The 26,508-nt window shown below is 63.7% G+C and carries 29 protein-coding genes; 12 read left to right on the top strand and 17 right to left on the bottom strand.

All coding sequences use genetic code 11. The features are described 5' to 3' along the window. Nucleotides 1-5 precede the first annotated feature (5 nt). The 3 genes from glcF to JQ575_RS30640 are packed head-to-tail and all read right to left on the bottom strand — an operon-like array spanning nt 6 to nt 4,092. Entirely contained in the window at nt 6-1,352 is a 1,347-nt protein-coding gene (gene glcF, locus JQ575_RS30650; RefSeq protein ID WP_212036919.1) for a glycolate oxidase subunit GlcF, read from the bottom strand. Continuing rightward, nucleotides 1,349-2,587 (bottom strand): FAD-binding protein, encoded by a 1,239-nt coding sequence (locus tag JQ575_RS30645; RefSeq protein ID WP_212036918.1) that lies wholly within the window; start codon nt 2,585-2,587, stop codon nt 1,349-1,351. Before JQ575_RS30645 ends, glcF begins: the two co-directional genes overlap by 4 nt. Before the next feature lie 11 nt (nt 2,588-2,598). Continuing rightward, the gene (locus tag JQ575_RS30640) at nt 2,599-4,092 is read right to left on the bottom strand and encodes an FAD-linked oxidase C-terminal domain-containing protein (protein WP_212036917.1); all 1,494 of its coding nucleotides are present in this window, start codon (nt 4,090-4,092) and stop codon (nt 2,599-2,601) included. Nucleotides 4,093-4,320: 228 nt separating this feature from the next. Between JQ575_RS30640 and JQ575_RS30635 the strand changes: the two genes are divergently transcribed. Continuing rightward, nucleotides 4,321-4,713: a cytochrome c family protein gene (locus JQ575_RS30635; protein ID WP_192738960.1), complete on the top strand. Its 393-nt coding sequence runs from the start codon at nt 4,321-4,323 to the stop codon at nt 4,711-4,713. 144 nt (nt 4,714-4,857) lie between these two features. Here JQ575_RS30635 and JQ575_RS30630 read toward each other — a convergent pair whose 3' ends face one another. Then, nucleotides 4,858-5,820, bottom strand: coding sequence for an alpha/beta fold hydrolase (locus JQ575_RS30630; RefSeq protein ID WP_212036916.1), 963 nt, complete (start codon nt 5,818-5,820; stop codon nt 4,858-4,860). A 265-nt stretch (nt 5,821-6,085) separates the two neighbouring features. On the opposite strand from JQ575_RS30630, the gene JQ575_RS30625 reads away from it, so the two are divergent. Next, a complete protein-coding gene (locus JQ575_RS30625; RefSeq protein WP_211993733.1) occupies nt 6,086-6,265 on the top strand; it encodes a hypothetical protein in 180 nt (59 codons plus the stop codon). 91 nt (nt 6,266-6,356) lie between these two features. On the opposite strand, the gene JQ575_RS30620 is transcribed toward JQ575_RS30625, so the two are convergent. From JQ575_RS30620 to ykgO, 3 genes are all read right to left on the bottom strand, one after another. Then, entirely contained in the window at nt 6,357-6,632 is a 276-nt protein-coding gene (locus JQ575_RS30620) for a hypothetical protein (RefSeq protein ID WP_212036915.1), read from the bottom strand. A 109-nt stretch (nt 6,633-6,741) separates the two neighbouring features. Then, nucleotides 6,742-7,401: a tetratricopeptide repeat protein gene (locus JQ575_RS30615; RefSeq protein WP_212036914.1), complete on the bottom strand. Its 660-nt coding sequence runs from the start codon at nt 7,399-7,401 to the stop codon at nt 6,742-6,744. A 93-nt stretch (nt 7,402-7,494) separates the two neighbouring features. Then, nucleotides 7,495-7,620, bottom strand: coding sequence for a type B 50S ribosomal protein L36 (gene ykgO, locus JQ575_RS30610; RefSeq protein WP_002718645.1), 126 nt, complete (start codon nt 7,618-7,620; stop codon nt 7,495-7,497). A 332-nt stretch (nt 7,621-7,952) separates the two neighbouring features. On the opposite strand from ykgO, the gene JQ575_RS30605 reads away from it, so the two are divergent. Continuing rightward, on the top strand, nt 7,953-8,975 hold the full coding sequence (locus JQ575_RS30605) for a fatty acid desaturase (protein WP_212036913.1): 1,023 nt from the start codon (nt 7,953-7,955) through the stop codon (nt 8,973-8,975). Nucleotides 8,976-9,057: 82 nt separating this feature from the next. Here the strand turns inward: JQ575_RS30605 and JQ575_RS30600 are convergent, their stop codons facing one another. Further along, nucleotides 9,058-10,272, bottom strand: coding sequence for an ABC transporter substrate-binding protein (locus JQ575_RS30600; RefSeq protein WP_212036912.1), 1,215 nt, complete (start codon nt 10,270-10,272; stop codon nt 9,058-9,060). Between the two features lie 55 nt (nt 10,273-10,327). After that, complete coding sequence (locus tag JQ575_RS30595; protein WP_212036911.1) at nt 10,328-11,275, bottom strand: alpha/beta fold hydrolase; 948 nt, start codon at nt 11,273-11,275, stop codon at nt 10,328-10,330. A gap of 88 nt (nt 11,276-11,363) precedes the next feature. Between JQ575_RS30595 and JQ575_RS30590 the strand changes: the two genes are divergently transcribed. After that, the gene (locus JQ575_RS30590) at nt 11,364-11,909 is read left to right on the top strand and encodes a MarR family winged helix-turn-helix transcriptional regulator (RefSeq protein WP_249166994.1); all 546 of its coding nucleotides are present in this window, start codon (nt 11,364-11,366) and stop codon (nt 11,907-11,909) included. 44 nt (nt 11,910-11,953) lie between these two features. Here the strand turns inward: JQ575_RS30590 and JQ575_RS30585 are convergent, their stop codons facing one another. Both JQ575_RS30585 and JQ575_RS30580 read right to left on the bottom strand, forming a co-directional pair. Beyond that, the gene (locus tag JQ575_RS30585) at nt 11,954-12,388 is read right to left on the bottom strand and encodes a MaoC family dehydratase (RefSeq protein ID WP_212036910.1); all 435 of its coding nucleotides are present in this window, start codon (nt 12,386-12,388) and stop codon (nt 11,954-11,956) included. A 12-nt stretch (nt 12,389-12,400) separates the two neighbouring features. Then, nucleotides 12,401-12,877 carry a MaoC family dehydratase gene (locus tag JQ575_RS30580; protein ID WP_212036909.1) on the bottom strand — a complete coding sequence of 159 codons (477 nt, stop codon included), beginning with the start codon at nt 12,875-12,877 and terminating at the stop codon, nt 12,401-12,403. Between the two features lie 108 nt (nt 12,878-12,985). Between JQ575_RS30580 and JQ575_RS30575 the strand changes: the two genes are divergently transcribed. From JQ575_RS30575 to JQ575_RS30560, 4 genes are all read left to right on the top strand, one after another. Further along, the gene (locus JQ575_RS30575; RefSeq protein WP_212036908.1) at nt 12,986-13,870 is read left to right on the top strand and encodes an amidohydrolase family protein; all 885 of its coding nucleotides are present in this window, start codon (nt 12,986-12,988) and stop codon (nt 13,868-13,870) included. 46 nt (nt 13,871-13,916) lie between these two features. Then, nucleotides 13,917-14,741 carry a dienelactone hydrolase family protein gene (locus JQ575_RS30570; protein WP_312016051.1) on the top strand — a complete coding sequence of 275 codons (825 nt, stop codon included), beginning with the start codon at nt 13,917-13,919 and terminating at the stop codon, nt 14,739-14,741. A gap of 5 nt (nt 14,742-14,746) precedes the next feature. Then, nucleotides 14,747-15,496, top strand: coding sequence for a haloacid dehalogenase type II (locus tag JQ575_RS30565; protein ID WP_212036907.1), 750 nt, complete (start codon nt 14,747-14,749; stop codon nt 15,494-15,496). A gap of 98 nt (nt 15,497-15,594) precedes the next feature. Then, a complete protein-coding gene (locus tag JQ575_RS30560) occupies nt 15,595-16,080 on the top strand; it encodes a YbaK/EbsC family protein (RefSeq protein ID WP_212036906.1) in 486 nt (161 codons plus the stop codon). A gap of 98 nt (nt 16,081-16,178) precedes the next feature. Here JQ575_RS30560 and JQ575_RS30555 read toward each other — a convergent pair whose 3' ends face one another. The 3 genes from JQ575_RS30555 to JQ575_RS45030 all read right to left on the bottom strand — a co-directional run bounded on the left by JQ575_RS30555 (nt 16,179) and on the right by JQ575_RS45030 (nt 17,880). Further along, entirely contained in the window at nt 16,179-16,559 is a 381-nt protein-coding gene (locus JQ575_RS30555; RefSeq protein ID WP_212036905.1) for a hypothetical protein, read from the bottom strand. Nucleotides 16,560-16,759: 200 nt separating this feature from the next. Beyond that, nucleotides 16,760-17,740, bottom strand: a complete 981-nt coding sequence (locus JQ575_RS30550) for an AraC family transcriptional regulator (protein ID WP_212036904.1) — start codon at nt 17,738-17,740, stop codon at nt 16,760-16,762. After that, a complete protein-coding gene (locus tag JQ575_RS45030) occupies nt 17,737-17,880 on the bottom strand; it encodes an AraC family transcriptional regulator (RefSeq protein ID WP_249166993.1) in 144 nt (47 codons plus the stop codon). The genes JQ575_RS30550 and JQ575_RS45030 overlap by 4 nt, the downstream gene beginning before the upstream one ends. Here JQ575_RS45030 and JQ575_RS45025 point away from each other — a divergent pair. Together JQ575_RS45025 and JQ575_RS30540 are read left to right on the top strand one after the other, a co-directional pair. Then, complete coding sequence (locus tag JQ575_RS45025) at nt 17,861-18,856, top strand: hypothetical protein (RefSeq protein ID WP_249166992.1); 996 nt, start codon at nt 17,861-17,863, stop codon at nt 18,854-18,856. The genes JQ575_RS45030 and JQ575_RS45025 overlap by 20 nt on opposite strands. A gap of 174 nt (nt 18,857-19,030) precedes the next feature. Further along, nucleotides 19,031-21,655, top strand: a complete 2,625-nt coding sequence (locus JQ575_RS30540) for an autotransporter domain-containing protein (protein WP_212036903.1) — start codon at nt 19,031-19,033, stop codon at nt 21,653-21,655. A 9-nt stretch (nt 21,656-21,664) separates the two neighbouring features. Here JQ575_RS30540 and JQ575_RS30535 read toward each other — a convergent pair whose 3' ends face one another. The 3 genes from JQ575_RS30535 to JQ575_RS30525 form a co-directional block, all read right to left on the bottom strand. Further along, nucleotides 21,665-22,654 (bottom strand): tripartite tricarboxylate transporter substrate binding protein, encoded by a 990-nt coding sequence (locus JQ575_RS30535; protein ID WP_212036902.1) that lies wholly within the window; start codon nt 22,652-22,654, stop codon nt 21,665-21,667. A 93-nt stretch (nt 22,655-22,747) separates the two neighbouring features. Further along, nucleotides 22,748-23,662: a LysR family transcriptional regulator gene (locus JQ575_RS30530; RefSeq protein WP_212036901.1), complete on the bottom strand. Its 915-nt coding sequence runs from the start codon at nt 23,660-23,662 to the stop codon at nt 22,748-22,750. Between the two features lie 43 nt (nt 23,663-23,705). After that, the gene (locus JQ575_RS30525) at nt 23,706-24,560 is read right to left on the bottom strand and encodes a hypothetical protein (protein ID WP_212036900.1); all 855 of its coding nucleotides are present in this window, start codon (nt 24,558-24,560) and stop codon (nt 23,706-23,708) included. 275 nt (nt 24,561-24,835) lie between these two features. On the opposite strand from JQ575_RS30525, the gene JQ575_RS30520 reads away from it, so the two are divergent. Further along, on the top strand, nt 24,836-25,588 hold the full coding sequence (locus JQ575_RS30520) for an SDR family NAD(P)-dependent oxidoreductase (RefSeq protein WP_212036899.1): 753 nt from the start codon (nt 24,836-24,838) through the stop codon (nt 25,586-25,588). Between the two features lie 70 nt (nt 25,589-25,658). After that, nucleotides 25,659-26,357: a pirin family protein gene (locus JQ575_RS30515; RefSeq protein ID WP_212036898.1), complete on the top strand. Its 699-nt coding sequence runs from the start codon at nt 25,659-25,661 to the stop codon at nt 26,355-26,357. Nucleotides 26,358-26,508 lie beyond the last annotated feature (151 nt).

Genomic DNA, 26,508 nt, shown 5'->3' with positions numbered 1-26,508 from the left:
ATCGATTAGTTCAATGTCGGCCTTGTCAGTCCCGGCCCCTTCAATTCAGGTTTTGGACCTCCTGTCGCCCAATCGAGAAGCTCAATCGTGTGCACCACAGGAACTGACGTACCGCCGGCAATCTGCACCATGCACCCAATATTGCCCGCAGCGATCATGTCCGGTTTGACTGTCGCAATATTGGCGATCTTGCGATCGCGCAATCTGCTCGCAATGTCAGGCTGGAGAATGTTGTAGGTCCCCGCCGAACCGCAACACAAATGGCTCTCGGGCACATCTTTCACCACGAATCCATTCTTGGAAAGCAATTCTTTCGGAGCGTGCGTGATTTTCTGTCCGTGCTGCAGCGAACAAGCCGAGTGATAGGCGATGGTGACGTCGCCTTGCTGGCTCGATGGATGCAGATCGATGCCGGCGAGATACTCGGTGATATCCTTTGTCAGCGCGGATATTCGTGCAGCGGGGCCGGCGAATTCGCGGTCCTCACGCAGCATGAAACCATAGTCCTTGATGACCGTGCCGCAGCCCGACGTCGTCACCAGGATGGCGTCGAGGCCACCTTGTTCCGCTTCGCTTTGCCAGACCGTGACGTTGGCGCGGGCGCGCGCCAGTGCGTCGCCGTCCTGCCCGAGGTGATGGGTGAGCGCGCCGCAGCATTGTTCGTCCCTGACCAGCACCACCTCGATGCCGTGGCGCGTCAGGAGATTGATGGCAGCCTGGTTGATGCGCGGCGCCAGCACCTGCTGGGCACAGCCCTGCAGCAGCGCAACCCGCCCCCGCCTGTCGCCAATGGCCGGGAAAACACTGCCGGCGGCAGGTCCCGGCGCCGGCAGGCTGCCGGGCGCGAGCGCCAGCATCGCCTTGATCCGCCGCAGCAGGGTGGGCGTCGCCGATGCGGTCTTCGGTGTCGGCAACAGGCCAGCGAGGGGCCGGCCCAGCCGCGCCATGATCATGCTGGCGCGGAACAGACCCGGCCGCGGCAGCACAAAGGCCAGCACCGCGCGCAAGGCCCGCTCGCCCAGCGGCCTGGAATAATCCCGCTCGATCCTGACCCGCGCCTGATCGACCAGGTGCATGTAGTTCACGCCCGATGGGCAGGTCGTCATGCAGGCGAGACAGGACAGGCAGCGGTCGATATGCTTGACCACCTCCTTGGTCGGCGGGCGGTCCTTCTCCAGCATCTCCTTGATGAGATAGATCCGGCCACGCGGGCTATCCAGTTCGTCGCCGAGCAGCACGTAAGTCGGACAGGTCGCAGTGCAGAACCCGCAATGCACGCAGGCGCGCAGGATCTTGTCGGCTTCAGCGATGTCAGGATCGGCCAGTTGAGCGAGTGAGAATTCGGTTTTCATGTCGCGACCGCCCGCAGCAAGCGGCCCCGGTTGAGGATGTTCTTGGGATCGAAGCTCAGGCGGACGCGCTCGCTCAAGGCGGCCACGCCGCCGGATTGCGGATGGAACACGTCGACATTGCGCCGCACCAGTTCGGACGCCCGGACCAGCATCGCATGGCCGCCGGCGGCATCGACGCGCGCCCGCAGCAGCGCCGCCTGCGCGTCCGGCTTGGGCGGCAACGCCGCCCAGATCAGCCCGCCGCCCCAATCGTAGATCACGTCGCCGCCGGTGTCGCGCGCAAGCTGCTGCCCGAGCGCGCCGCCGGACGCCGGCGGACAAACGATCCGCCACACCGGCCACGCCCCCAGCGCGCCTTGGGCGGCAAACGGCAGCACATCGCGGATCGAACTCCAGATCGCGGCCGAAACAGCGTCATGCAGCACCTCCACGGCGCCGAACGGCGCCAGCGTCTTGCCGAGCGAGCTGGCGCGGTCGGCGGCGGAAGCCTCGATACCTTCCAGCCGCAGCAGGGTCGTCGCCTGCCCCGGCGCACCGAGCCCGGCCAAGGCGCCGGCCGCGGACCGGAACGCGGAATTCGGCAGATGCGCCGCACCCGACACGTCGTAGGGCGAGCCCAGCGCCGCCGTCATCGCCCGGTTGGCGGTGACATCGTCGAGCCCGCGCAGCACCAGCGTGCGTTCGCTTTCGGGTTTCGGCATCACCTTCAGCGTCACTTCCGTCATGACCGCCAGCGTGCCCCACGACCCCGCCAGCAATTTGCAGAGATCGTAACCGGTGACGTTCTTCACCACCCGCCCGCCGGTTTTGAAACTGTCGCCGAAGCCGGACACCGCATGCGCCCCCAAAAGGTGGTCGCGGGCGCCGCCAGCCCTGATGCGGCGCGGGCCGGCCAGACCAGCACCGATCATGCCGCCGATGGTGCCGGCGCCGGAGACGCCGAGCAGCGCCGAGGTGTCCATCGGCTCGAACGCGAATTGCTGGTTCTTAGAGTCGATCAGCGACAGCACATCGGCAAGCGGCGCGCCCGCCTGCACCGTGATGATCAGCTCGTTCGGCTCATAGGCGGTGACCGCGTTCAGCGCCGACAGTTCGAGCACGGCATTGGTCGCCATCGGCTGGCCGACCAGACGCCGGGATCCATGGCCGATGATCTCCAGCGGCTGCTCGCTGGCGATCGCCGCCCGCACCACCTGCTCGACGTCCTTGGCGTCACGTACTCTTGGGGTGTCCACGTGCGCCTGCTTCAAAATCGGGGAAGTTCGGGAAATGCCAGCCGGCCGCCGTGCACGTGCACGCGGCCGAGTTCGGCGCAGCGATGCAGGGTCGGAAACACCTTGCCGGGATTAAGCAGGCCCTGGGCGTCGAACGCGCATTTCAGCCGCTGCTGCTGGTTGAGGTCGATCTCGCTGAACATTTCCGGCATCAGATCGCGTTTCTCGATGCCGACGCCGTGCTCGCCGGTGAGCACGCCGCCGAGCTCGACGCAGCAGCGCAGGATATCGGCGCCGAACGCCTCGGCCCGCTCCATCTCGCCGGGCTGGTTGGCATCGTAGAGGATCAAAGGATGCAGATTGCCGTCGCCGGCATGAAATACATTGGCGACACGCAGATCGTATTTGGCGGAGAGGTCGCGGATGCGCGCCAGCGCCCTGGGCAGCGCGCCGCGCGGAATGGTGCCGTCCATGCAGAGATAATCCGGGGAAATCCGGCCCACCGCCGGAAACGCCGCCTTGCGGCCGGCCCAGAACAGGTTGCGCTCGGCTTCCGACGTGGAAATCTGCAGCGTGGTGGAGCCGCAGCCCTTGGCGATGGTCTCGACGCGGCCGATCAGTTCATCGACTTCGACGCCGGGGCCATCGAGTTCGATGATCAGGAGCGCCTCGACATCGAGCGGGTATCCGGCATGGACGAAGGCCTCGGCGGCGTGGATCGCCGGTTTGTCCATCATCTCCATGCCGCCCGGGATGATGCCGGCGCCGATGATGCGGGCCACGCATTCGCCGGCGGCCTCGACCTCGGCGAAGCCGACCATCAGCGCGCGGGCGGTTTCCGGCTTCTGCAGGATCCGCACCGTGATCTCGGTGATGACGCCAAGCAGGCCCTCGGAGCCGGTGATGATCCCCATCAGGTCGTAGCCTGCGTTCTCGGCCGACTTGCCGCCGATGCGCAGGATTTCCCCTGACATCAGCACGATTTCGCAGCCCAGTACGTTGTTGGTGGTCATGCCGTATTTCAGGCAGTGCACGCCGCCGGAATTTTCCGCGACATTGCCGCCGATCGAGCAGGCAATCTGCGACGAGGGATCGGGCGCGTAATAGAAACCGGCATGCGCCACTGCCTGGCTGATGGCGAGATTGGTCACGCCGGGTTCGGTCACCACCACGCGGTTGTCGAAATCGATCTCGCGGATCCGCTTGAATTTGCCGAGGCCCAGCAGCACGCCATCGGCCAGCGGCAGCGCGCCGCCGGACAGCGAGGTGCCCGAGCCGCGCGGCACCACCTTGATGCCCTGCTCGAAGCAATATTTCAGGACTTTGGAGACCTGCTCCGTCGAGTCGGGCAGCACCACCACCATCGGCGGCTGGCGATAGGCCATCAGGCCGTCGGACTCGTAAGGGATCATTTCGGCCGCGCTGTCGATCACGCCCTCGCCCGGCACGATCGTGCGCAATGCCGCCACAATGGCGTCGCGGCGATCCAGAACGGCCTGATCGGAAGCCGGCATCAAAATGGCCATGCGTTTCCTCCAGGGCCTAGCGCGTTATCGATTTGTCGCGGTAAATCAAGCACGTCTGGACGCATTTGGGTAGGCCACACCAATGTCGCATTGCCTTCCCCCAAAACCGTGAGTTCGCTCTCGGGCAAGCCTGCGATGCCGGAACCTGTCAAAGTTTCGTGGCTTGTCCAATCCGAACGAGCCTGCCAAAAGCAATCGACCTCTAGGGAAAGAGACGAAGAGCACCACATGAAAACACCGATCTTGGGTACGCTGGTTGTTGTCACCTCATTGATGGCCGTGTCGGGCGCGCTGGCGCAGGACGTCACCGCCGGCAAATCCTCGTTCAACAAATGCATGGCCTGCCATGCGATCGGCGAAGGCGCCAAGAACAAGGTCGGGCCGGAGCTGAACGGGCTCGACGGCCGCAAGTCCGGCACCACGGCGGGCTACTCCTATTCGGAGGCCAACAAGAATTCCGGCATTACCTGGGGCAAGGATGTGTTCCTCGAATACATCAAGGAGCCGAAGGCGAAGATTCCCGGCACCAAGATGGTGTTCGCCGGCATCAAGAACGAGAAAGAAGCCAACGACCTCTGGGCGTTCCTTGTGCAATACGACAAGGACGGCAAGACCAAGTAGCGGCCGTCCATTATCGCGATTGCAGAGCTTCGGTTCTGATTGAATCAGAGCCGAAGCTCCCGCTTCTGGTTTGACGCGTCTTCTTGACGCGAACCGCTATCCGCCCCCGGCTAAGCTCCCAGGGCATGCTCGCTCACAAACGCTTCAGTTCGCAGCGGCCGCGGTGTTCTGCGCCATTCTGCCCGTCATCGCCTCGATCTCGGAGATCACGAGATCAGGCACCGCGTTCTGAACCATGTGACCGAGCCCGGGCAGCACGATCAGTTTGGCGCCCGGAGCGGTAGCCGCCAGCGGCCGCGAATGGATGTTGGTCGACACCGTCTTGTCGATATCACCAGTGATGATCGTGATCGGCGCCTTGATATTCGCATAGCGCGGCGACTGCTCGGCGACGGCCGCCTTCAGCGTCACCAGATCGCGCGCATTGGCGAGAAACTCGCGCGGGCGTAGCAGCAGCGAGCTTGCGGTGTTTTCGACATATCCATCCGGTACCGGTTGCGGCAGAAACACGCCGCGGACGCCGGAATTGATGAGGAGTTTGCCCAGCGGCAGCGTAATCGTATAGGCCAGCAACGGGCCGATCACGGGCGTCGCAACGATCTTGTTGTAGCGTCCGACGCCGCCCGGCCACGGATAGGCCACCGGCGCCAACATCACCATGCCGGCGACGCGCTCCGGATAATCCAGCGCCATGCGCGCGCCGAGCGCGCCCGCCCAGGAATGCACCACCAAGATCGCACGCCCGATGCCGAGCTTGGCCAGCGCCTCGTCAATCATCCGTCCCTGAATTTGGGGCGTTGAATCCTCAAGATTGGCGCGCGTGCTCCAGCCGTGGCCGGGACGATCGATCAGGATCACCCGATGGCTTTTCGCAAGCCGGTCACCCACCGGCTGGCGCATTACCTCCAGGTTCGAACTGGCGCCATGCAGCATCACGATCGGAGGGCTGGCCGAATCGCGCGGGCCGATATCGACAATATGAAGGGTCGCGCCGGCAACCTCGACCATCTTGCCCTGGGCGGGATGGGCCCGCTGCGTCAGCCACACCCCACCCTGCGTGACCAACGCCAGGATCACCAGCGCCGCCACGACGATCGCTACCACCATTGAAAATGTCCGAATGATCTTGGGCACCAACGAGATACGGCCGGAATGGGTGCGGGTTTCGGGAGTTCTCCACAGTCCGCCCAACCCTGTGGATAGCGGGGTCATACTGCCGTCACTGGGCTTTTTATACAGTCACGCTAACACTTTCGCCATGTGTCGACGTGTTTGATCGAGGTGTGGCCGAAACCTGAAACTTGTACCCAAAATTCACAGGAACGCAGGCGAAGACCACACATTGTTCCACGGTACAATCGGAGGATTACCCATGATTTCCGACGCAAGCGAAGCGGCCATCGACCAGATCGTAGCGACCTGCAACGGCGACATGCGCGGCGCGCTGAAGGCGCTGCTGCTGGTCAATGAACAGCTGGAAGCGGAGCTGGCGCAGTTCTACGCGGCGGCAGGCCTCGACGGCATGGCGCGCGGCAGCAACGTGCTGCATTAGGACGTTACGCGAACCGGTATCCACCCCCGGATCAAGTCCGAGGGCATACGCTTGGCTTGAAAACGCTTCAGCCTGATTTGGTCCGACTTGTTTAGTCCGACTTGTCCTGATCCCCCGCATCGGAGGAAGGCTGTTCTACCTTCGGGCAAGCGCTGAGGGTCGTGCGTGCGAGTTTGGCATCGTCGAGCGATCGATAGGGCCCGCTGCCGAACCAGATATTTCCGCCGACCTGCGCGTTGATCACTGGATTGCTGGTGACGATCTCGCATTTGTTGGACGCGCGGTCGCCGACCACCCAATAGTCTGCGCCGAAAGCGCTCGTGCCGGCAGTGACAATCACCGCGCCGGCCAGCAGCAATGATTTCATGGCTTCGCTCCTGACAAGCTGACGGCCGATAATAATGCGTTGGCGGGAAACGTTCCGGCCTGTCCGGAAACAGGGTTAACCGCGACGGAGCACAGCTACTCTGATTGAATCAGATATCGCGGCCTTCGACCTTTTCGGTCAGCGTCTTGACCAGTTCCGGCACCTTTTCGAGGTACGGGTTGACCGCGAGCGCCTTGCGGAACGCTTCCAGCGCACGCCTTTCCTCGCCGATGTCCTGCATGATCATGCCGAGCCCGGCCAGCGCCCCGAAATGGCGGGGTTCGCGGACCAGCACCTGCCTTATGTCCTCGAGCGAATGGGCGTAATCGTTCTTCAGGTAATACAGCGTCGCGCGCCGGTTCCAGGCTTCGACATAATCGGGTCGCAGCTTGACCACGGCATCCAGCAGCTTGAGTGCGACGTCGGCCTTCTGCGCGTCCATGGCCGCCTTGGCGCGCACCATCAACAGCGCCGCGGTATCGCTCGGGGTCTGCATCCACAGCGCCCAGATCCGCGCCTCGACATGCTTGGCGCTGGCCTCATCCGGCGCAGCCTTCAGCGCGCCGAACAGGAAATCCAGACCGCGCGTCCGATCGGCACCGACCTTCGGCAGCTTGCTCGGCGCTTCCGGCAGCTTCTTCTGTTGCTTGGGCGGCGGGATGATCCGGGGATCGTTCTGAGCAAACGCCATCACCGGCACGGCTGTCATGACAGCGGCGACAAGGATCGCGATCCGGCAGTTAGGCGCTTGCAGGAATCTCAAAGCCATGGAGCAAGTCTAGACGCACAAAAACGCGCTGCAAAGCAGCAAGTCGTCAAAGACCTGTGAAGCGGGACGGAATCTAAGGGCGAAAAGCCGACCTCAGCCCTGACGGGCCTTGAAGCGGCGCTGCACCTTGTTGATCACGTAGACCCGGCCCTTGCGGCGGACCAGGCGATTGTTGCGGTGGCGACCGCGCAACGATTTCAGCGAGTTACGGACCTTCATGGGACAATCCTGATGCGTTGAAAGGCCGTGATGGAGGCCGAACCTGCGCTACCCGAAAGTGGCAAAATGAGATTTTTCCCGCCAGCGGCCATACCGCCCGGGACGGGGCGGTTTCTAAGCCATCGCAGGGGAGAATGTCAATCAACCCTGCGAAATCCGGGCGACCCGGCGGGTGGAACCGCTACTTGACTGATTCTCCAGCGATTTTTCTCGGGAATCCAGCGTCAATTAGCCCCAGAATTTGGACCCCGGTGCCAGCGCGAAGCGTATAAGAGGAATCGCTCCCTAGGGTCGCCGACGACGCCTCCCCGCAGAATGGAACTAGCCTCCTTATGACGACCGCTCCCCGGCCGACCGTCAAGACTGCGGTGCTGATCCCTGACGCCCCGATTAACCTGCCCCCAAGGCTGCTACTGCCGGCCGGCGTGCTGCCGTATCAGCTCAACTGGCCCTACATTCTGGGAATCGGCGCCTACCACGCCCTAGCACTGCTGGCGTTGCTGCCAGGCTATTTCAGCTGGAGCGGCCTGATCGTCGCGATCGTAGGCACGCATCTGTGCGGGCTGTTCGGCATCAACCTTTGCTACCACCGGCTGCTCACCCATCGCGGCCTGAAATGCCCGAAATGGCTGGAGCACGCGATGGTGGTGATCGCGATGTCCTGCCTGCAGGAAACGCCCGCGCGCTGGGTCGCGATCCACCGCCGGCATCATCAGTTCGCCGACCAGCAGCCGGACCCACACAGCCCGCTGGCAAGTTTCTTCTGGGCCCATATCGGCTGGATCCTGGTGCATCAGCCGGAGCTGTCGCGGCTCGGGATCTACGAGCGCTACGCCAAGGACATTTTGCGCGATCGCTTCTATGTCGCGCTGGAACGCCATAACTGGCTGATCTGGATCAATCTCATTCAAATGCCGCTGTTCTTCGCCGCCGGATTCGCCGTGGCCTGGCTGTTTGGCGCAACGCCGGCCGACGCAACGCAGACCGGCCTCAGCATTCTCCTGTTCGGCGTATTCGTCCGCACCGTGCTGGTCTGGCACATCACCTGGGCGGTCAATTCGGTGACGCATGTCTGGGGCTACCGGAACTATGAGACCGACGAGGACAGCCGCAACAACACGATCGTCGGACTGATCTCGAACGGCGAAGGCTGGCACAACAACCATCACGCCGACCCACGATCGGCGCGCCATGGTCATCGCTGGTGGGAGATGGACAACACCTGGCTCACCATTCGCGTTCTGGCGTGGCTGGGCCTCGCCAGCGACGTCGTGGCGCCGAGCGCGCATCTCGCAAAACAGCCCGCCGGGAGCAAGCTGACGACACGCGGCTCGACGGGCGTCCCGAACGAATAGAGTTAGGGACCCGGACACAAAATCGCGAAAACAACCCCATGCAAAGTAGGATGGGGCCCTCGCGCGGGCGAATCTGAAGGCCTCAGCGGGTCGGGTTCTTGACCAAAGGGCACTTGCTCTCGGACAGCGGCCACACCGTCTCCTCGGGCGGAATGGAGCGAACGATCTCGAGATAGTCCCAAGGGTAGCGGGATTCCTGCGGCTTCTTCACCCGCGCGAGATACATCGTGCGCGTGACGCGGCCATCGTCGCGGATCTGCGCGTTCTCCGAGAAGACGTCGTCGACCGGTATCGTGCGCATCTCGGCTGCGACCTTATCGGCATCGTCGGTGCCGGCCTTGGCGATCGCCTTGAGATAGTGGCGAACCGCACCGTAGACGCCGGCATGCAGCATCGAGGGCATCATCCCGGTCCGCGCCATGAATTGCTTCGACCACCTGCGCGTCGCTTCGTTCATGTCCCAATAGGACGCGGTGGTGAGATACGTGCCCTGTGTCGCCTTCAAGCCGAGGGCATGGACGTCCTGAAGGAAGAAGATCAGCGCGGCGAGGTTCTGACCGCCCTGCACAAGTCCGAACTCTCCGGCCTGCTTCATCGTGTTGGTGGTGTCATTACCCGCGTTGGCGATGCCGATGACCTTCGCGCCGGAGGACTGCGCGCGAAGCAGAAAGGAGGAAAAATCCGCCGTGTTGAGCGGATGGCGCAGGGCGCCCACGACCTTGCCGCCGGCGGCTTCGATCACCTTGGTCGCATCGGCCTGGAGCTGGTGGCCGAAGGCATAGTCCGAGGCGAGGATGAACCAGGACGTTCCGCCCGCCTTCACCACCGCCGAGGCCGTCCCGTGCGACACGGCGTAGGTGTCGTAGGTCCAGTGGAATCCGTAAGGCGAGCACTGTTCGTTGGTGAGCGCCGTGGTGCCGGCGCCGGAATAGAGCGCGATCCGCTTCTTCTCGCGCGCCGCATTCTGCACCGCGAGCGCGACGCCCGAGTTCGGCACGTCGACGATCGCATCGACACCCTCCACGTCAAACCAGCGTCGCGCGATCGAGAGGCCGATGTCGGCCTTGTGCTGGTGGTCCGCCGAGATCACCTGCACGGGCTTGCCGAGCACGGTGCCGCCGATTTCCTCGACCGCCATCTCGGCGGCGGCAACCGACCCCTTGCCGGTGATATCGGCCGTCACGCCGGCAAGATCGGTGAGAACGCCGAGCTTGACGGCATCGCCGCTGATCTGTGCCTGTGCCGCAGCCGGCAGCAATGCGGCCAGGAGTGCAACGCCGAGTGCATTCAGCCTCATCTTGGATTTCCTTCCCGCATGCGTTTTCCGGTGGTCTTTTTCTGCTGGTCTTGCGTCAGCAATTGTTGGCGTCGAGCCAGCCGAGAACCATCGCGGCGAGGTCGTCACTGTTGTCCTCGATCATCATCATGTGACCGTTGCCGCGGATGCCGCGCTCCGGCAGCCATACGAACTCCGCGCCGAGATATTTGGCGGTCGCCTCGTCCACTTCGCGGGGATGGCGCGCGTCGTGATCGCCGGTCACGATCAGAATCCGGTGCTCCTTGAGGCTGGAGGGATCGCTGATCCGCAAGCCGCGTCCGCCGATGTTGAAGCGTTCGTTGAGGATGCGTGCGCTCTCCGGGACGATCGAGCGGCGGTAGTTCTCGAAGGCTTGGCTTGGAAACCGCGGCGCGTTGGCCCAATAGGCGGCGGCGAATTCGGCGCCGAACCACACGGGGCTGTCCTCCCCGGAATAGACCGGGTAGCCCGCGCGGGCGTCATCGCGCAGCTTCAGAATGGCGGCTGGATCGTCGGGCAGGTCTGCGAGCAGGTTCGCGGGCGGTCCCGGTGCGATGGCGACGACGGCTGCCACCAGATCGGGGCGCTGCTCCACCATCCACCACGCCATCGGTCCGCTGGCCGAATGCACCAGCAGCACCGCGGGTCCCACCCGCTCCAGAAGTCCGAGCAGCGCGCTTGCGACGTCTTGCGTGCCAAGCCTTGCAAAGTCCGGCCCCATCGGCGAGCGGCCGTGGCCCGGCCAGTCAGGCACGAAGACGCTGCGGCCTGCGGCGGCGAAGCGCGGCGCCCAGCCCGGCCGCAAGTCCGGCGTCGCCAGATAGCAGGCGCCGGTATGGCCGCCCCCATGCACCATGACGACAGGCGGCTTACCGGGCACACGTTCAGTCGGACGGACGCAATCGACATAGATTGGGTGAGCTGCGGTTCCCGCGTAGAACGCAGGCGGCGCATTGTCCCATGACCAAAGCATGAATTCTCGCTGGGCCGGCACGGCGTCCATGCCACCCTCCCTATTGCTCGCATTGATCTTTCTTGTTGTCCGGCAATGCTAAGGTGGCACCGATTCTGATGCAAGATGAAAGTCACAGATGAGACTAAAAAAGTCACATATAAGACTATCTAGACCGAAGGCCGCTTCGGCCCGCACCGCGCTTCAGGGTGCGGCCGGCGCGGTCGCCGAAATCCTCGGCGGTACCGAGATCAAGATCGCCTACAAGATGGGTTACGTGCTAAACTTCTACCGCGAGCCTTCATTCCGGAAGATCGAGATGGAGTTCGGCCTGACGCGCCCCGAGATCGTCACGCTGATCTTCCTGAATTTTCGCGAGGGCGTGACCGCGAGCGACATCTGCGAATATTCCGGCCACCTCAAGGCGAATATCAGCCGCGGGATCATCGCGCTGGAAAAGAAGAAACTGCTGCGCCGCGAAGCCGACAGCACCGACAACCGGCGCCAGATCCTGTTCATCACACCGGCCGGCCGCGCGCTCTATGCGCAGTACATACCGGCGTTGCGCGAGCGCGAGCGCAACATGCTTGCGTGCCTGACGCAGCCGGAGCGCAAGGCGTTCGAACGCCTGCTCGACAAGCTCGCCGGCCATGTGCCGCTCTGGGCCGCGCCCGGTGAATTGTAAGAGGCGCGCCGGTGCAGCCGTTTGCCGAACCGTGAGCACGCTCCTTAGTTCGGAAACTCGACCATCGCCTCGCCGGTGGCGACCTTCTCGCCGGTCTGGTTGCGCACCATGACGTCGATCAGCACCCAGCGCGAGTTCTTGGTCACCTGCTTGGACTTGATGATTCCCGTCGGCTGGATGGTGTCGCCGGGCTTCACCGGCTTGACCCATCGCGTTTCCAGCCGGCGGTGGATGGCGCCCGCCGGATAGGCCCAGTCGGTCAGCATTCGCGAGATCAGCCCGAAATTGTTCATGCCGTGCATGATGATGCCGCCGAAATTGGTCTTGCCGAAATTGCCCTTCATGTAGTCGTCGTCGAGATGCAGCGGGTTGTAGTCGAGCGAGGCATCGCAAAACAGCCTGATCGATTCGCGCGACACTGCGAATTTCGGCCCGTCGATGCTGTCGCCGGCGTTCAGAGTTTCAAAGCTGGTGGTCATGATGCTCTCCGCTCATTCGGGCCGGATGGTCCAGCCGCGGCCGGAACAGATCACGTCGCCATGCTGGTTGAAGAAGACGTTGTCGTGCACCACGAACAGCCGTTCGCGCTTGATGAACTTGTCGAGCGCGCGGGCCTGCAATGTGATGACGTCGTTCGGCCGCGCCGGAATGTTGTAGCTCCAGGATTGCCCGGCATTGACGGTGCCGGGCGAGCGCATCCAGTCGTCCGCCGGCGTGCAGGAAAACATCAGCAGGATATGGATCGAGGGCGGCGCGATCAGACCACCATAGCGGGTGGTCTTGGCGTAAGCCTCGTCGAAATAGATCGGGTGATCCTCGCCGACCGATCTGCAGTAGAGTTCGATCGCCTCCCTGGTCAGCGTGTAGGGGATGGTCGCGCGCGGCGCGCCGGGCACGATGCCGTCCCAGGCCTTGCGCAAATTGGCGTCTTTCCAGAAATCGGTCTCGAAGGCTTCCGCCTGGGCCATGCCATCCTCCCTGTTTTTCCGCGATCTTTGATTCTGCCGCCTTGCGGAATTTGTTATATAGTATAATCAATTTCCCAGACCGAAAAATCAAGCCGCCGGGAACCCCAAATGGCCAAGCTCACGCTGCCCAATATCGACGACGTCGTGGCGATCGACATCCATACCCATGCCGAAGAGCCCTGTGGCATGCATGGCGACGACGGCTATGACGATTTCCAGGCGCAGATGGCCGACTATTTCAAGTCGCCGCACAAGCATCCGCCGACGGTTCCGGAAACCGCGGCCTACTACCGCTCCAAGAAGATCGCGGCCGTGATCTTCCCGGTCGACGCCGAGCGCGAGACCGGTTTCCGCCGCTACAACAATTACGAGATGCTGGAAGTCGCCTCCGACCATCTCGACGTCCTGATCCCCTTCGTCAGCATCGATCCCCACAAAGGCAAGCTCGGCGTGCGTGAAGCGCGCAAGCTGATCGAGGAATACGGCGTCCGCGGCTTCAAATTCCACCCGACCATGCAGGGCTTCTATGCCAACGACCGCATGGCCTACCCGCTCTATGAGGCGATCAACGAGGGCGGCGCGATTGCGCTGTTCCACACCGGCCAGACCGGCGTCGGCAGCGGCATGCCCGGCGGCATGGGCATGCGGCTGAAATACTCCAACCCGATGTACATGGACGACGTCGCGGCTGATTTCCCCGACCTGAAGATCATCCTCGCCCACCCCTCGTTCCCCTGGCAGGAAGAGGCGCTGTCGGTCGCGACCCACAAGCCGAACGTCTATATCGACCTGTCCGGCTGGTCGCCGAAATATTTCCCGCCGATCCTGGTGCGCTACATCAACTCGATCCTGCAGGACAAGATGCTGTTCGGCTCGGACTGGCCTGTGATCACGCCGGACCGCTGGCTGGCGGATTTTGCCAAGCTCGACATCCGCGACGAGATCCGGCCCAAGGTCCTGAAGGCCAACGCGCGGAAGATTTTGGGTATATAAAGGGGCGTTCGCTTCGCAGGCGGACGGTTGAACGAGATGGTGGCCAGTGACCCAACTTGCCAAAATCGCTGTCCTCGCCGCCGCGATCTCGATGGCAAGCATCGTTCAGTGCCTCGCGGCTGAATCGCCGCCGATCGCCGTCGAAATCGAGAGCCCGCTCGCCAGTTCGCATCCGCTGCAGGGTTACCTGCGGCAAGCAAGCAGCGCGAGCCCCTCGCCCGCCGTCGTGTTGCTGCATAGCTGCAATGGCAATTGGGGACGGCTGGACCAGCGCTGGGGCAAGCGGATCGCATCCTGGGGCTATGTGACGCTCACCGTCGATAGCCTCGGCCCGCGCGGCCTGAAGAGCTGCGGCGAAAATCCCCCGCAGGATCTGATCCTGGATGCCTACCGGGCCCTGAAGTTTCTGGCGCGCCATCCATTGGTCGATCCTGCGCGAATTGCGGTGCTGGGTTTTGCGAATGGTGGCCGGGTGGCTCTCACGTCTGTCGAGCATGGCTTCCTGGAACAGGCATCGCCAAACAAGTTTCATGCGGCCATCGCATTCTATCCACCGTGCCGTCACTTCAAGGGCGGCATGACGGTGCCGACGCTGATCCTGATCGGCGAACGCGATGACGTGACTCCTGCCGAAGAGTGCCGCAAAATGGTGGACGGTCAGGACGCCTGGGGGATATCAAGGCAGAAGGATCAGGGCGCGCCGATCAAGCTCATCGTCTATCCCGATGCCCATCACGGCTTCGACGTACCCAACGTCGCGATACCGGCCGAGCTTTCGGGGCGCCATCTCGAATTCAACCAGATAGCAACAGACCAATCGATCGTCGCGCTCCGCGAATTCCTCGACGCAACGATTGGCAGGAGAGAGTAAGTCACGTGAATATCAAAGCCGTCGTGTTCGATGCCTATGGCACGCTCTACGACATCCAGTCGGTGGCGTCAGTCACCGAACAGGCCTTTCCCGGCTACGGCGAAATCATCACCCAGATCTGGCGCATCAAGCAGCTGGAATATACCTGGCTGCGCTCCCTGATGCGGCGCTATGAGGATTTCTCTGATGTGACGCGGGAATCCCTTGCCTACACGCTGCGCTGCCTCGGCCTGAAATACGACGAGGCTAATTTTGATCGGATCATGGACAAATACCTGCATCTCGATCTCTATCCCGATGCGCTTGCCTCGCTCGCGGCGATGAGGGACAAGAAGCTCGCCATTCTCTCCAACGGCAGCCCGGACATGCTGGACGCGCTGGTGAAGAACAGTGGCCTCGACCGCGTACTCGATGCCACCATCAGCGTCGACGCCAATAAAATATTCAAACCGAGCCCGGACGCCTACGCCTTGATCGAAAGCACGCTTCACATTCCGCCGCACGAGGTCCTGTTCATCTCCTCGAACCCGTGGGACGCCTGCGGCGCCAAGGCGTTCGGCCTCAACGTTGCCTGGATCGAGCGGGTGACGCCGGAGACGATGGCGCAGGCCTGCAGCAAAGCCGATCTCGTCCCGCCGCTCACGATGTTCAAGGCGATCCGCACCCAGATGGACGAGCTCGGGCTCGAGCCCGACCATCGCATCCACGCGCTCGCCGAATTGCCCGAGTTGGTAGCTGGAGCCCCGTTCCGATGAAATCGGAACGGGGCTCCAGATTCTTGATTGGACGCGTTTTCTTGACGCGAACCGGTGTCCACTTCGCTGGAAAACGCTCTACCCGAAAGTCCTGACCCATGAGCCTAGAATCCGTCCGCGCCTTCTTTGCCGAGAAGGCGCCTGAAATTTCGGTGATCGAATCCACCATGAGTTCGGCAACGGTCGTGCTCGCGGCCGAGGCCTATGGCGTCGAGCCGGCGCGAATCGCCAAGACGCTCAGCTTGCGGATCGGCGAACGCGTGGTGCTGATCGTGGCGGCCGGCACCTCGCGGATGGACAACAAGAAGGTGAAGGCGCTGTTCGGCGGCAAGCCGAAAATGCTCGGGCTAGACGAGGTCGCCGAGATCACCGGCCATGAAGTCGGCGGCGTCTGTCCGTTCGGATTGAAGACGCCGCTTCCGGTCTATTGCGACGTGTCGCTAAAGGCGTTCGCCATCGTGGTTCCGGCCGCGGGCTCGACCCACAGCGCGGTGCGCATCACACCCGCGCGTATGGCGGAACTGACCTCGGCCGAATGGGTCGATGTCTGCGAGGTCAAAACCGAAAGCGACGCGACGGCCTAGAGCCTTTTCCGTTCCGATGGAATCGGAACGGGGCTCTAGACTCTTGTTTTGACGCGTTTTCTTCACGCGAACCGGTATCCACTTCGCTCGAAAACGCTCTAATCGTCGTCGTCTTGATAGTAGGGTCTCGGCGGCAACGGCTGGGGCTGCGCCAGTGGTGCTGCGCGGCCGCGCGGCGCGATTTGCTGTTGTGGCGCCCGGCCGGCCGGTGCCTGTTGCGCATTCGCCTGCGATTCAAATACCGCGCGGCAATTATTCGAGAGCTGCGGCGTGTTCTGCCGCAAACATGCCACGATCCGGCTGACATCCGGAACCTGATCGCTGCAGAGACGCCAGACGTCCGGCGTGCAGGCCATCTGTTGTTCCCAGGTTCCACGATACTCCTGGGCGAACGCTGTTGATTGCAGGGCGCCAACGCTTCCGATCGCAAGGGCAAGGCTGAGCACAATGCGTGGCGCGGCCGGGTCCGCTCGTTTCATGTCCGGTCCTTTCATTCGAGTGCTGTGGCGATGCGGGTTCCAACTCGCACCGCTCCCAAACTCTCCAATGAATGCGGCCAGCCAGCGTTCGCTGAGACAAAAAAATGTGAAGGGAGTTCCCTACACCGCCGATATTCAGGGCCATCGCGGAAGCGCGTCATGAGCGCCCCGACTGCGCAACGTCGCATCGCCACGTGATGCTACTCTTTTTCCGGGCGCCGCATTTTCGCGTCCAGCGGCGTCATGCCAAAACGCCGGCGAAACGACCGGTGAAAATACGAGACATCGTTGAAACCTGCGAGATAGGCGATATCGCTGATCTTGCTCGCCCGGCGCAGCGGATCGCGCAGCAGCCGTACCGCCAGCATCAGCCGCTGCTCCAGCACGAATTCCGAAAACGTGGTACCAGCACGCTCGAACAGCATCTGGATGGAGCGCGGGCTGGCGCGGTGGCGCTGCGCGAGGTCGGCGAGCGTCAGCCTGCCGTCGCCGAGGCGCGACAGAATGTCGGCCTTGATCGCTTCCAGCCGAGCCGCCGCAAGGCCGCGGTCTTTCGCCAGTTCGGTCTCGTCGCGTCCTGTCCCCAGCATCAGGACCACCAGGTCCAGGAGATGCTGCGAGACGGCACTCTGCGCCAGGGCGTCGAGACCCGGGGCATGCTGAACCGCGAGATCATAATACTGGTGCAGCATCGCCGCGAGCGCGGGGTTTGGCGCGAGCGGCCGCGCAATGCGATCTTCCGCATCGGGACAATAGGCGAGCAGCGTGCGGCGCTCGATGAACAGCGACTTGAAGCGCCCTTCGGCCAGTTGCGAGACGTCGGCACCTTCATGGGCCGCATCGGAAAGGCCGGTGCCCATCGGTTCAAGATCGACCGACCGGCCGCCGACCGTGATGCGCATCGGCGCGGCCGTGGCCAGCACGAAGGCGAGCGCGCTGTCGCGGTCGGCACCGGTCGCGACGAATTGCATCGGCGAGCCTGCGGCCCCCGACATCATGAGGCCCGGCAGCGGCACCGCGGTCACGTCGCATCGCACGGGCCCGGCCGCGAGCGGCGCCACATCGCCGCACATCACGCGGCGGCAAAACTCCTCCCGCCAGGCGTCATAGGCTGGTCCACAGGGGTCGCCGCGATACCCCAGGCGAGGCAGGTGGCTGGTCGAGGATTTCTCGTGCGTCATTTACGTGTCCCGGGCCCATGCAACCGTTCGTCTATATCCGTTTCCACCTGCTGCGCCTTCGCTTCCAGAGGCGTCATGCCAAAGCGCCGGCGAAACGACCGGTGGAAATACGAGACATCGTTGAATCCGGCGATAGGCAATATCGCTCACCTTGCCCGCCCGGTGCCGCGGATCGCGCAGCAGCCTTGCCGCCCGCAGCAGCCGCTGCTCCAGCACGAACTCCGAGAACGTGGCGCCGCTGCGCTCGAACAGCAATTGAATGGTGCGCGGGCTGGCGCGGTGGCGCCGCGCGAGGTCGGCGAGCGTGAGGCTGCCGTCGCCGAGCCGCGCCAGAATGTCGGCCTTGATGGCTTCCAGCCGCGCCGCGGCGAGGCCGCGCTGTTTCGCCAGTTCGGTGGCGTCGCGCCTGCCGCCGAGCACCAGCACCAGCAAATCCATCAAATGTTGCGAAACGGCATGCTGCGCCATCGCATCGAGGCCCGGGGCGTGCTGAACCGCGAAGTCGTAATATCGATGCAGCAGCGCTGTGAGCGCGGGGTTATGATCGAGCGGCCGCGCAATGCTGTCTTGCGCATCGGGGCAGTAGGACAGCAGCGTCTTGCGGTTGAACAAGGCGGACTTGAAGTTGCCCTCCTCGAGCTGCGAGATGAACGCGCCCTTGATGGAGGCGTCGCCAAGGCTCATGCCCAGCGGCGCGACTTCGATCGCGCGACGGCCCATGACGGCGTGCAACGGCGAATCCGGCGCGATCAGCAACGCCAGATCGTCGCTGGCGCCAAGCGTCGTAAATCTGATCGGCGTGCCGTTGCAGAAGGATATCGTTGCCTGCGGCAATATCAACGGCGTGATGTCACAGCGAAAAGCGCCGCCGGACAGAGGCGAAAGATCGGCCGCTATCACGTGGCGGCAAAACTCCTCCCGCCACATCTCATAGGCAGGCCCATGCGGGTCGCCGGCATAGCCGAGCAGCGGCGCGCCGGGGGTCGATTGGCTGTCGGCCGCCATAGGCGCGCGCGTCTCCAGGCTCGTGTAACGGAACACCAATATCGCGTTGGCTGCCCGGCGCAACGTCTTCCAGCACAGTTGCGCACCAGACCATGGAAATTTGCGCTGTAGTCCATTAGATGCGGCAACCCGTCGCGCCGCCGACCCGCCCGTCCGTGACATCGCCGCAACAGGCCGGCGTAAACCGGCGTCTTGCGCCTTCAGCCATAATGCGTTTCGCGCAGCTCCAAGAAGCGCCGCGACGTTCCCGCTAGCAGTTCGGATGCTGCCACGAAGGAATTGTCGATGCCGACTGGAATACAGGACCGCGCCCAAAACGCCGTGATGCCGATTGACTTGCGCAACAGACTGCTCGTCACCACACCGCTGGCGCCGCTCGTGCTCGGGGGGCTGCTTGCGCTGGCACCCGGCCCGGCGCACGCCGCCTGCACGGTGGTCGGCACCGGCGCCATCGGCGCACTCGATTCCAACGATGTGGCGACTTGCACCGGCCTGGGCAACACCGACAACATCAACGCTACGGGCAGGACCAATGTTACGGTCAATATCGGCACGGGAGGCGCCCCGGCTTCGCTTACGCCAGCCGCCGCCTTTTCGGCGGTTAGTCTGTCAAACACTTCCTCATCGCAGGTGAATGTCAATGATCAGGGAACGATTCAGCACGCCGGCAGCAGTGGAATCCTGATCCTCAACGGCTCCGCCAGCAACACGATATCGATTGCAGCCGGAGGTCTTGTCGCGACCACCAGCATCGGCGGGCCTGCCATTGGCGTTCTCGATTCCAGCAACAACACCATCAACGTCGGCGGCACTGTGTTCGGTAACGCCATCAGCGCGCAAGGTGCATATGTTGGCGGGACATCGACTTCAAATTCAATCAATGTGCTCGCTGGCGGATCCGTCATCGGCTTTGACGGCATTTTTCTCAGCGCCGGCGGCAATACGATCAACAATGCCGGTACGATTTCCGGGACCGTCGCTGTGGGAATCACGGGATCGACCGGTATCGACACCGTCTTCAATTCGGGCACGATCACGGGCGGCGGCAGCACCGCGATCAATTTGTCGGGTGGCGCAGACTCGCTCACGCTGGCGCCAGGATCGGCCATCACCGGGCTTGTATTTGGCGGTACCGGCACCGACACGCTGGGATTTGGCGGTAACGGAAGCGCGACGTTCAACCTCGGCAATCTCGGCACAGGCCTGCAGTATGATGAGTTTGAACTGCTGCGGAAAACCGGCACCTCGGTCTGGACACTGACCGGCACCACCGCCTTCAACGGCGCGACGACGGTGGAAGCCGGCGGCCTGATCGTGAACGGCACATTGCCGTCCGTCGTCACCGTCAACGGCGGCTATCTCGGCGGCACCGGCACGGTCGGCGGCCTCGTCGTCAACAATGGCGGCACCGTCGCGCCCGGCAATTCGATCGGCACCACCAACGTCAACGGCAATGTCACCTTCAACGCCGGCTCGACTTACCAGGTCGAAATCAACGCTGCCGGGCAATCCGACAAGATCGCCGCGACCGGCGCCGCGACCCTCAATGGCGGCACCGTGCAGATCGTGCCGCTCGGCACCGGCTTTGTTGCCAACACGCAATACACGATCGTCACCGCGGCCGGCGGCGTCACCGGAACCTTCGCATCGCTGGCGCCGCTGAACGCGCCGCTGGTGTCGGGGCAGCTCAGCTACGATGCCAACAATGCGTATTTCACGCTGCAGCAGATCGCAGGCTTCGGCACGCTGTCGGTGTCCGGTTTGACTCCGAACCAGGCCGCCGTGGCCGGCGCGCTTGACACGGCCCAGCTCGGCAGCGTGTCCGGCCCACTCTCCACCGCCATCAACACGCTCGCCGCGCTCAACACGCCCGGCATCAAGGCCGGCCTCGACGATCTCGCCGGACAGATTCACGCAGATGGGCGCCGTTTCACCACCGATCAAGCCGGCGCCTTCCAGAATTTCATGTGGAACGCCGGTACCCAGTCGCGCGGCGAGACCGTGCGGATGTCGGCCTCTTCCTACGCGCCGGAGCCGGCGGACCCGATCAGCAAGGCGCTTCGCGCGCGCCGCGCTGCGCCAGTGCAGAGCGTGTGGTTCGGCGGCTATGGCAATTGGGACAAGGTGGCGGCGACCGACATCGCCTTCGGCACCAACACCAGCATCGGCGGCGCCGCGCTCGGTGTCGATCTGTGGAACAGCCCCGGTGCCACAATCGGCCTCGCAGTCGGCGCATCGACCGGCAAGATCCGGTCGGCAAGTCGCGCCGACCGGATCGATGCCAATGCCGGCCACGCCGGGTTCTATGCGCGCGGCGAGAGCTACGGATTCAACGTCGCATCGGCCATCAGCTATTCGTTCGCGGCGCTGGAATCCTCGCGCGCGATCGCGTTCCTGGGCGAAACCGCCACCGGCCAGTCCCGCGCCAACACGTTCGCCGCCACGTTCGGCATCGCGCGGCCGTTCCAGCTCAGTGGCTTCAAGGCCGAGCCCTTTGCCAACCTCGACTGGTACGCGACAAGGCAAAACGACTTCAGCGAAACCGGCGCCCCCGGCGTGAATCAGATTGTACAGGCCGGCAACTTCGACGCGCTGTTCGGCACCGCGGGTTTGCGCTTGATGCATCAGACCGTGATGGCCAATGGACTTCCGGCGCAGTTCGGCGTCACGCTCGGCGCGCGCCATGAGTTTTCCGGCAACGCGCCAGGTATGCTTGCGGCTTTCGAAGGCGCGCCGGGAATCCAGTTCGCGATCACCGGCGTCGGACGCGCCCGCACCACTGCGCTCACCGGCATCGAGGCGCGGTGGGATCTGACGGCCTCGACGTCGTTCAAGGCCTCCTACGAGGGCGCGTTCGCACCGGGCTTCGACCGGCATACATTGCGGGGCGCAATCCGCAGCGAATTCTGAGGCAGGCCGCTACTCCACCTTGCCGATCTTCTTCACCGCGGCGACCAGCCGCGCGCTGTCGTCGGCGACGAATTTTGCAAATTCCGGCGCGTCCATGTAAGCGACCGGACTGCCGGCGGTCTCGAAGGTCCTGATCACTTCGGGCGCCTTCACCGCCTGTGCCATCGCGCCGCGCAACTGCGTCATGATCGGCGCCGGCAGCGCGCTCTGCGCAAACAATCCCGCCCAGATGTAGAACTCGACGTCCTTGTAGCCGAGCTCCTGGAAGGTCGGCAGATCGGGAAAGCTTGCGATACGCGCCGCGCCCCAGTTCGCGAGCACGCGCATCTTGCCGTCATCGACCTGCTGCTTCAGCGTGCCCGGCGCCGAGGCCACCGCCTGCACCGTGCCGCTGAGCAGCGCGGTCAACGCAGGTGCGGCGCCGCGAAACGGCACGTGCAGCAATTTGATGCCGGCGCTCGCCGCGAACATTTCCATCGCCACATGCAGCGTGCCATAGGGCCCCGACGAGCCGTAAGGAATCTGGCCGGGACGCTTTTTGGCATCATCGACGAAATCCTGCAGCGTCTTCCACGGTGCCGAGGCCGGCACCGCCAGCAGCGTGGGGTCGGCCAGCACGCGCGCGACCGGCGCGAATTGCGATACTTCGTAGGCCACCGGCCGGTCGAACAGCCGGTCGGCCTCCGGCAGCACCGCCAGCGACGACAGCGTCATCAACAATGTGTAGCCGTCGGGTTCGGCGCGCGCCGCCGCCGCATTGCCGACCGATCCGCCGCCGCCACCGGCGCGGTTGTCGACCAGCACAGGCTTGCCGAGGATTTTTTCCAGCGCCTGCGCCACCGGCCGCGCCGCCAGATCAGCCTGGCCGCCGGGCGGAAACGGCACGATCATGGTGATATTGCGCGAGGGATACGCGGCTTGCGCGAAGGCCGGATGCGAGAGCGCGGCTTGCGCCAGCGGCAGCACGGCGGCGGCTTTCAGGAGTTCGCGTCGGTTCATAGGCATTTCCCCCGGAGTTCTTGTTTTGGTTGTTGGGAGGCAGCCTAGCCGAAACTCGATGCCATGGGCAAAGGCGCCGTTCGTCGCGCCGCCTCAGGACGCTTTCTTCTTCCCCTTGGCAAAATGCTTCATCAGAAACTCTGCCAGCACCTCGACGCGGGCGGGGCGCGGGCCGCCGGGCGGGGTTACCAGATGCACCGCGCCTTCCGGCTGCTTCCAGCCTTTGAGGATCACCTCGACTTCGCCGGAGGCGATCGCATCGCCGACGATGAAGTCGGGCAGATCGGCGATGCCGAGGCCGGCAATCACCGACGGCAACACCGCCTCGCCATTGTTGACGCGGAGCTGCCCGGCCGGGCGCACGCTGGCCTGCTCGCCTGCGGCGTTGGTGTAGTGCCAGACACCGGGCGTCGAGAGATAGGCGTAGCCGAAGCATTTGTGCTGGGAGAGATGCATCGGATGCGTCGGCCGGCCGTGGCGCTTGAGATAGGACGGTGCCGCCACCGTGTAGCGCGGCATCGCGCAGAGCCGCCGTGCGATCAGGGAGGAATCCGGCAGCCGCGCGATGCGCAAGCCGGCGTCAAAACCCTCGCCGATCAGGTCCACCGTCGCGTCGCTGAGATGCAGGTCGATCGAGACTTCCGGATACTGGCTCAGGAATTCCGGCAACAGCGGTGCCACCGCCTTGACCCCGAACGTCATCGGCACCGCGAGCCGCACCAGCCCGCGCGGCGCCGTCGATTGCGACAGCGCCTCGTTCTCGGCCGCTTCGCCGTCGACCAACAGCTGCGTCGCGCGCTCGGCCAGCTTTTGGCCGGCGTCGGTCAAAGCGAGCCGCCGCGAGGTACGGTTGAACAGCCGCGCGCCGAGGCGTTGTTCGAGCCGGCTCACCGCCTTCGATACCGTCGCCTTGGATAGCGCGAGTTCTGTTGCCGCCGCCGCAAACGACCGCAATTCCACGACCTTCGCGAAAATCGCGAGCGCTTCGAAATCCGGAAGTTTCGCCATTCGGCCGGCCTGTCGGATGAGAGTGATCGGGCCTCGCCCGAAATCAGGATGCGAGCTTGACGATACCATAGGGATTGAATTTGAAATCGCCTTCCGCGCAATCGGACTCGAAGGACAGTTTGGCGCGGCGCGACTTGAGCGTTGCCTCCAGTCCTTGCCGCGCGATCTCGTCAGCGACCGCATCCATGGTCGCGACGGCTTCGCGCTCACTGCCATGGGACTTCGGCACAAACACTTCGGGCAATCCTGCCAGGTGAAAGCCGACGCTTTCCAGATAATCGTCCGATGCCAGCGGCCGTTTGGCAAATGCCAGGCGGCAAACGCGGCGCAACGCGAAGTCATCATCGGATTTCAGCGCGGCACTGGCCTGAAGGATGAGTTCGTTCCACCTCGCGAGGCCGTGCGCGACACCGGCGCTCTCGCCCTTGACGGCGGTAGCCCCCGCCTTGATGACCTGGTGGACGAGCATCAGGGCACCGGTGGAAACTACCATGGCGGTTTCCGACGTCATGGGCGGGCCCAGCACGTACAGCACCGATTGGTGATTTTCGACGGCGTCCTCATCGGCGCTGGAGCGGGCGTTGGGATGCACGCGATCCCAGGAAACCCCAAACGAACGGGTCATGCGCGGATCCGCTTTGTCCTGAGAATAGGTCTGATCGATGCTGAAGCCGGTGGCGAAATCGCGGATGGCCATCGAAGCCGCGTCCGACAGCTTCGCCAGGCCGTTCGCGCCGCCAAGGAAGCAAACAACGTGGCGTGGTTTCACCGTCGATCGCCGCCCTTTCACAGCGGCATCCTGACCGGACGAGGCCGGCTTGCGGCCGCCAGCGTCCGATGGACCCGCCACTAGCAGCGCTCCCATCAATCCCAATACTCCGCGGCGAACGGCGTTCATGCGTAACTCCTCCATGCGGCCCGAATGACGGCGCAATGCCCTTCCCCGGTGCCTCGCGCCCGAGTGACTTGGCATCAGTCTGGGCAAGCCGCCCGGCGGTTCGGTCCAGGAGGCCGATTCCCGATGTTTGGGCGGTCGAAAATATGCATGTCCGGCACAGGCGGCCTTTCCATTAGATCATAAATAGAAACAATGTGTTTCGATAGTTTCTATTTATATACCACGTCGGGAGGCATATCCAATGGCCATCGGAATTCAAGCAACGGAGAAATCCAATGGCCAAGAAACTTTCGGGCAAGGTAGCCCTCGTCACCGGCGGCTCGCGCGGCATCGGCGCAGCCAGCGCCCGCGCCCTCGCGGATCAGGGCGCCAACGTCGCCATCAGCTATGTCGCCTCCCCTGACAAGGCCGAAGCTGTCGTCAAGGAGTTGAAGGCCAAGGGTGTCGAAGCCCGCGCCTTCAAGGCCGACCAGGCATCAACTGTTGAAGTCGAGCAATTGGTGAATGACGTCGCCAGGCACTTTGGCCGGCTCGACATTCTCGTCAACAATGCCGGCGTCGCCGTCAGCGGCGCAGTCGATGATGCCAACGCCGACACCGCGGCACTGGCGCGCCAGGACGCGATCAATGTGCATGGCGTTGTCACCGCGATCCGCGCTGCCTCGAAGCTGATGGGCGAAGGCGGACGCATCGTCACCATCGGTTCGGGCATTGCGACCCGCGCCTCGTTCCCGGGCCTTGCCGATTACGCCGCCACCAAGGCTGCGATCGTCGGCTACAGCAAGGGCGCATCGCGCGACCTCGGCCCCCGCGGCATCACCGTGAACGTGCTGCAGCCGGGCTCGATCGATACCGACATGAACCCGAAGGACGGCGGCGACTTCGCCGAAGCCCAGCGTACGCAGCACGCACTGCAGCGCTACGGCACCGCCGAAGAGATCGCGGCCGGCGTCGTGTTCCTGACCAGCCCGGACGCGTCGTTCGTGACCGGCACCGTGCTCAACGTCGATGGCGGCTTCGGCGCCTGATCCAATCCAACCAACAGAAGCCGGGCGCGTTGCGCCTGGCCCCTCGCAAACGTTTCAAAGGAATATTCCAATGATCGAACTCAGACCCTTTGCAAAACTCGGCGGCGCCGATCACGGCTGGCTGAAGGCAAAGCATCACTTCTCCTTCGGCAGCCATTATGACCCCGACAATATGGGTCACGGTTCGCTGCGGGTGTGGAACGACGACGAGATCGCCCCGAACACCGGCTTTCCCGCCCATCCCCATGCCAACATGGAAATCATCACCTATGTGCGCGAAGGCGCGATCACCCATCAGGACTCGCTTGGCAACAAGGGCCGCACTGAAGCCGGCGACGTGCAAGTGATGAGCGCCGGATCCGGCATCCGTCATGCCGAGTACAATCTGGAGCCGACCAACACCCGGATCTTCCAGATCTGGATCGAACCGACCACCAAGGGTGGCCAACCCACCTGGGGGGCAAAGCCTTTTCCGAAGTCGGACCGTTCCGGCAAGCTCGTCACCATCGCCAGCGGCATTGCCGGCGACAAGGATGCGCTGCCGATCCGCGCCGATGCCCGCGTGCTCGCCACCACGCTGAAGGCCGGCGAGAGCGCGGAATACGAAGCCGGCAAGACGCGCCATCTGTATCTGGTGCCGGCGGCGGGTAGCGTCGAAGTCAACGGCGTGCGCGTCAACGCCCGCGATGGTGCCGCGATCCGCGATGAGGCCAGGCTGACCATTACGGCACTGGAAGATAGCGAACTGGTGCTCGTCGACGCGGCCTGATCGTCACCCACCCTCCACCGTCATGGCCGGGCTCGTCCCGGCCATCCACGCCTTAACCGTCAAGAAAGACGTGGATGCCCGGCACAAGGCCGGGCATGACGACCGATTTTTTCTCTCGAACAGCTCACGTCAAACCAACTCAAAGGAGAAC

Origin of the sequence: Bradyrhizobium sp. JYMT SZCCT0428 (assembly GCF_018131075.1) — a bacterium.
In the GTDB taxonomy this organism is placed as follows: Bacteria; Pseudomonadota; Alphaproteobacteria; order Rhizobiales; family Xanthobacteraceae; genus Bradyrhizobium.
This window is presented reverse-complemented; position numbering and strand designations above follow the sequence as displayed.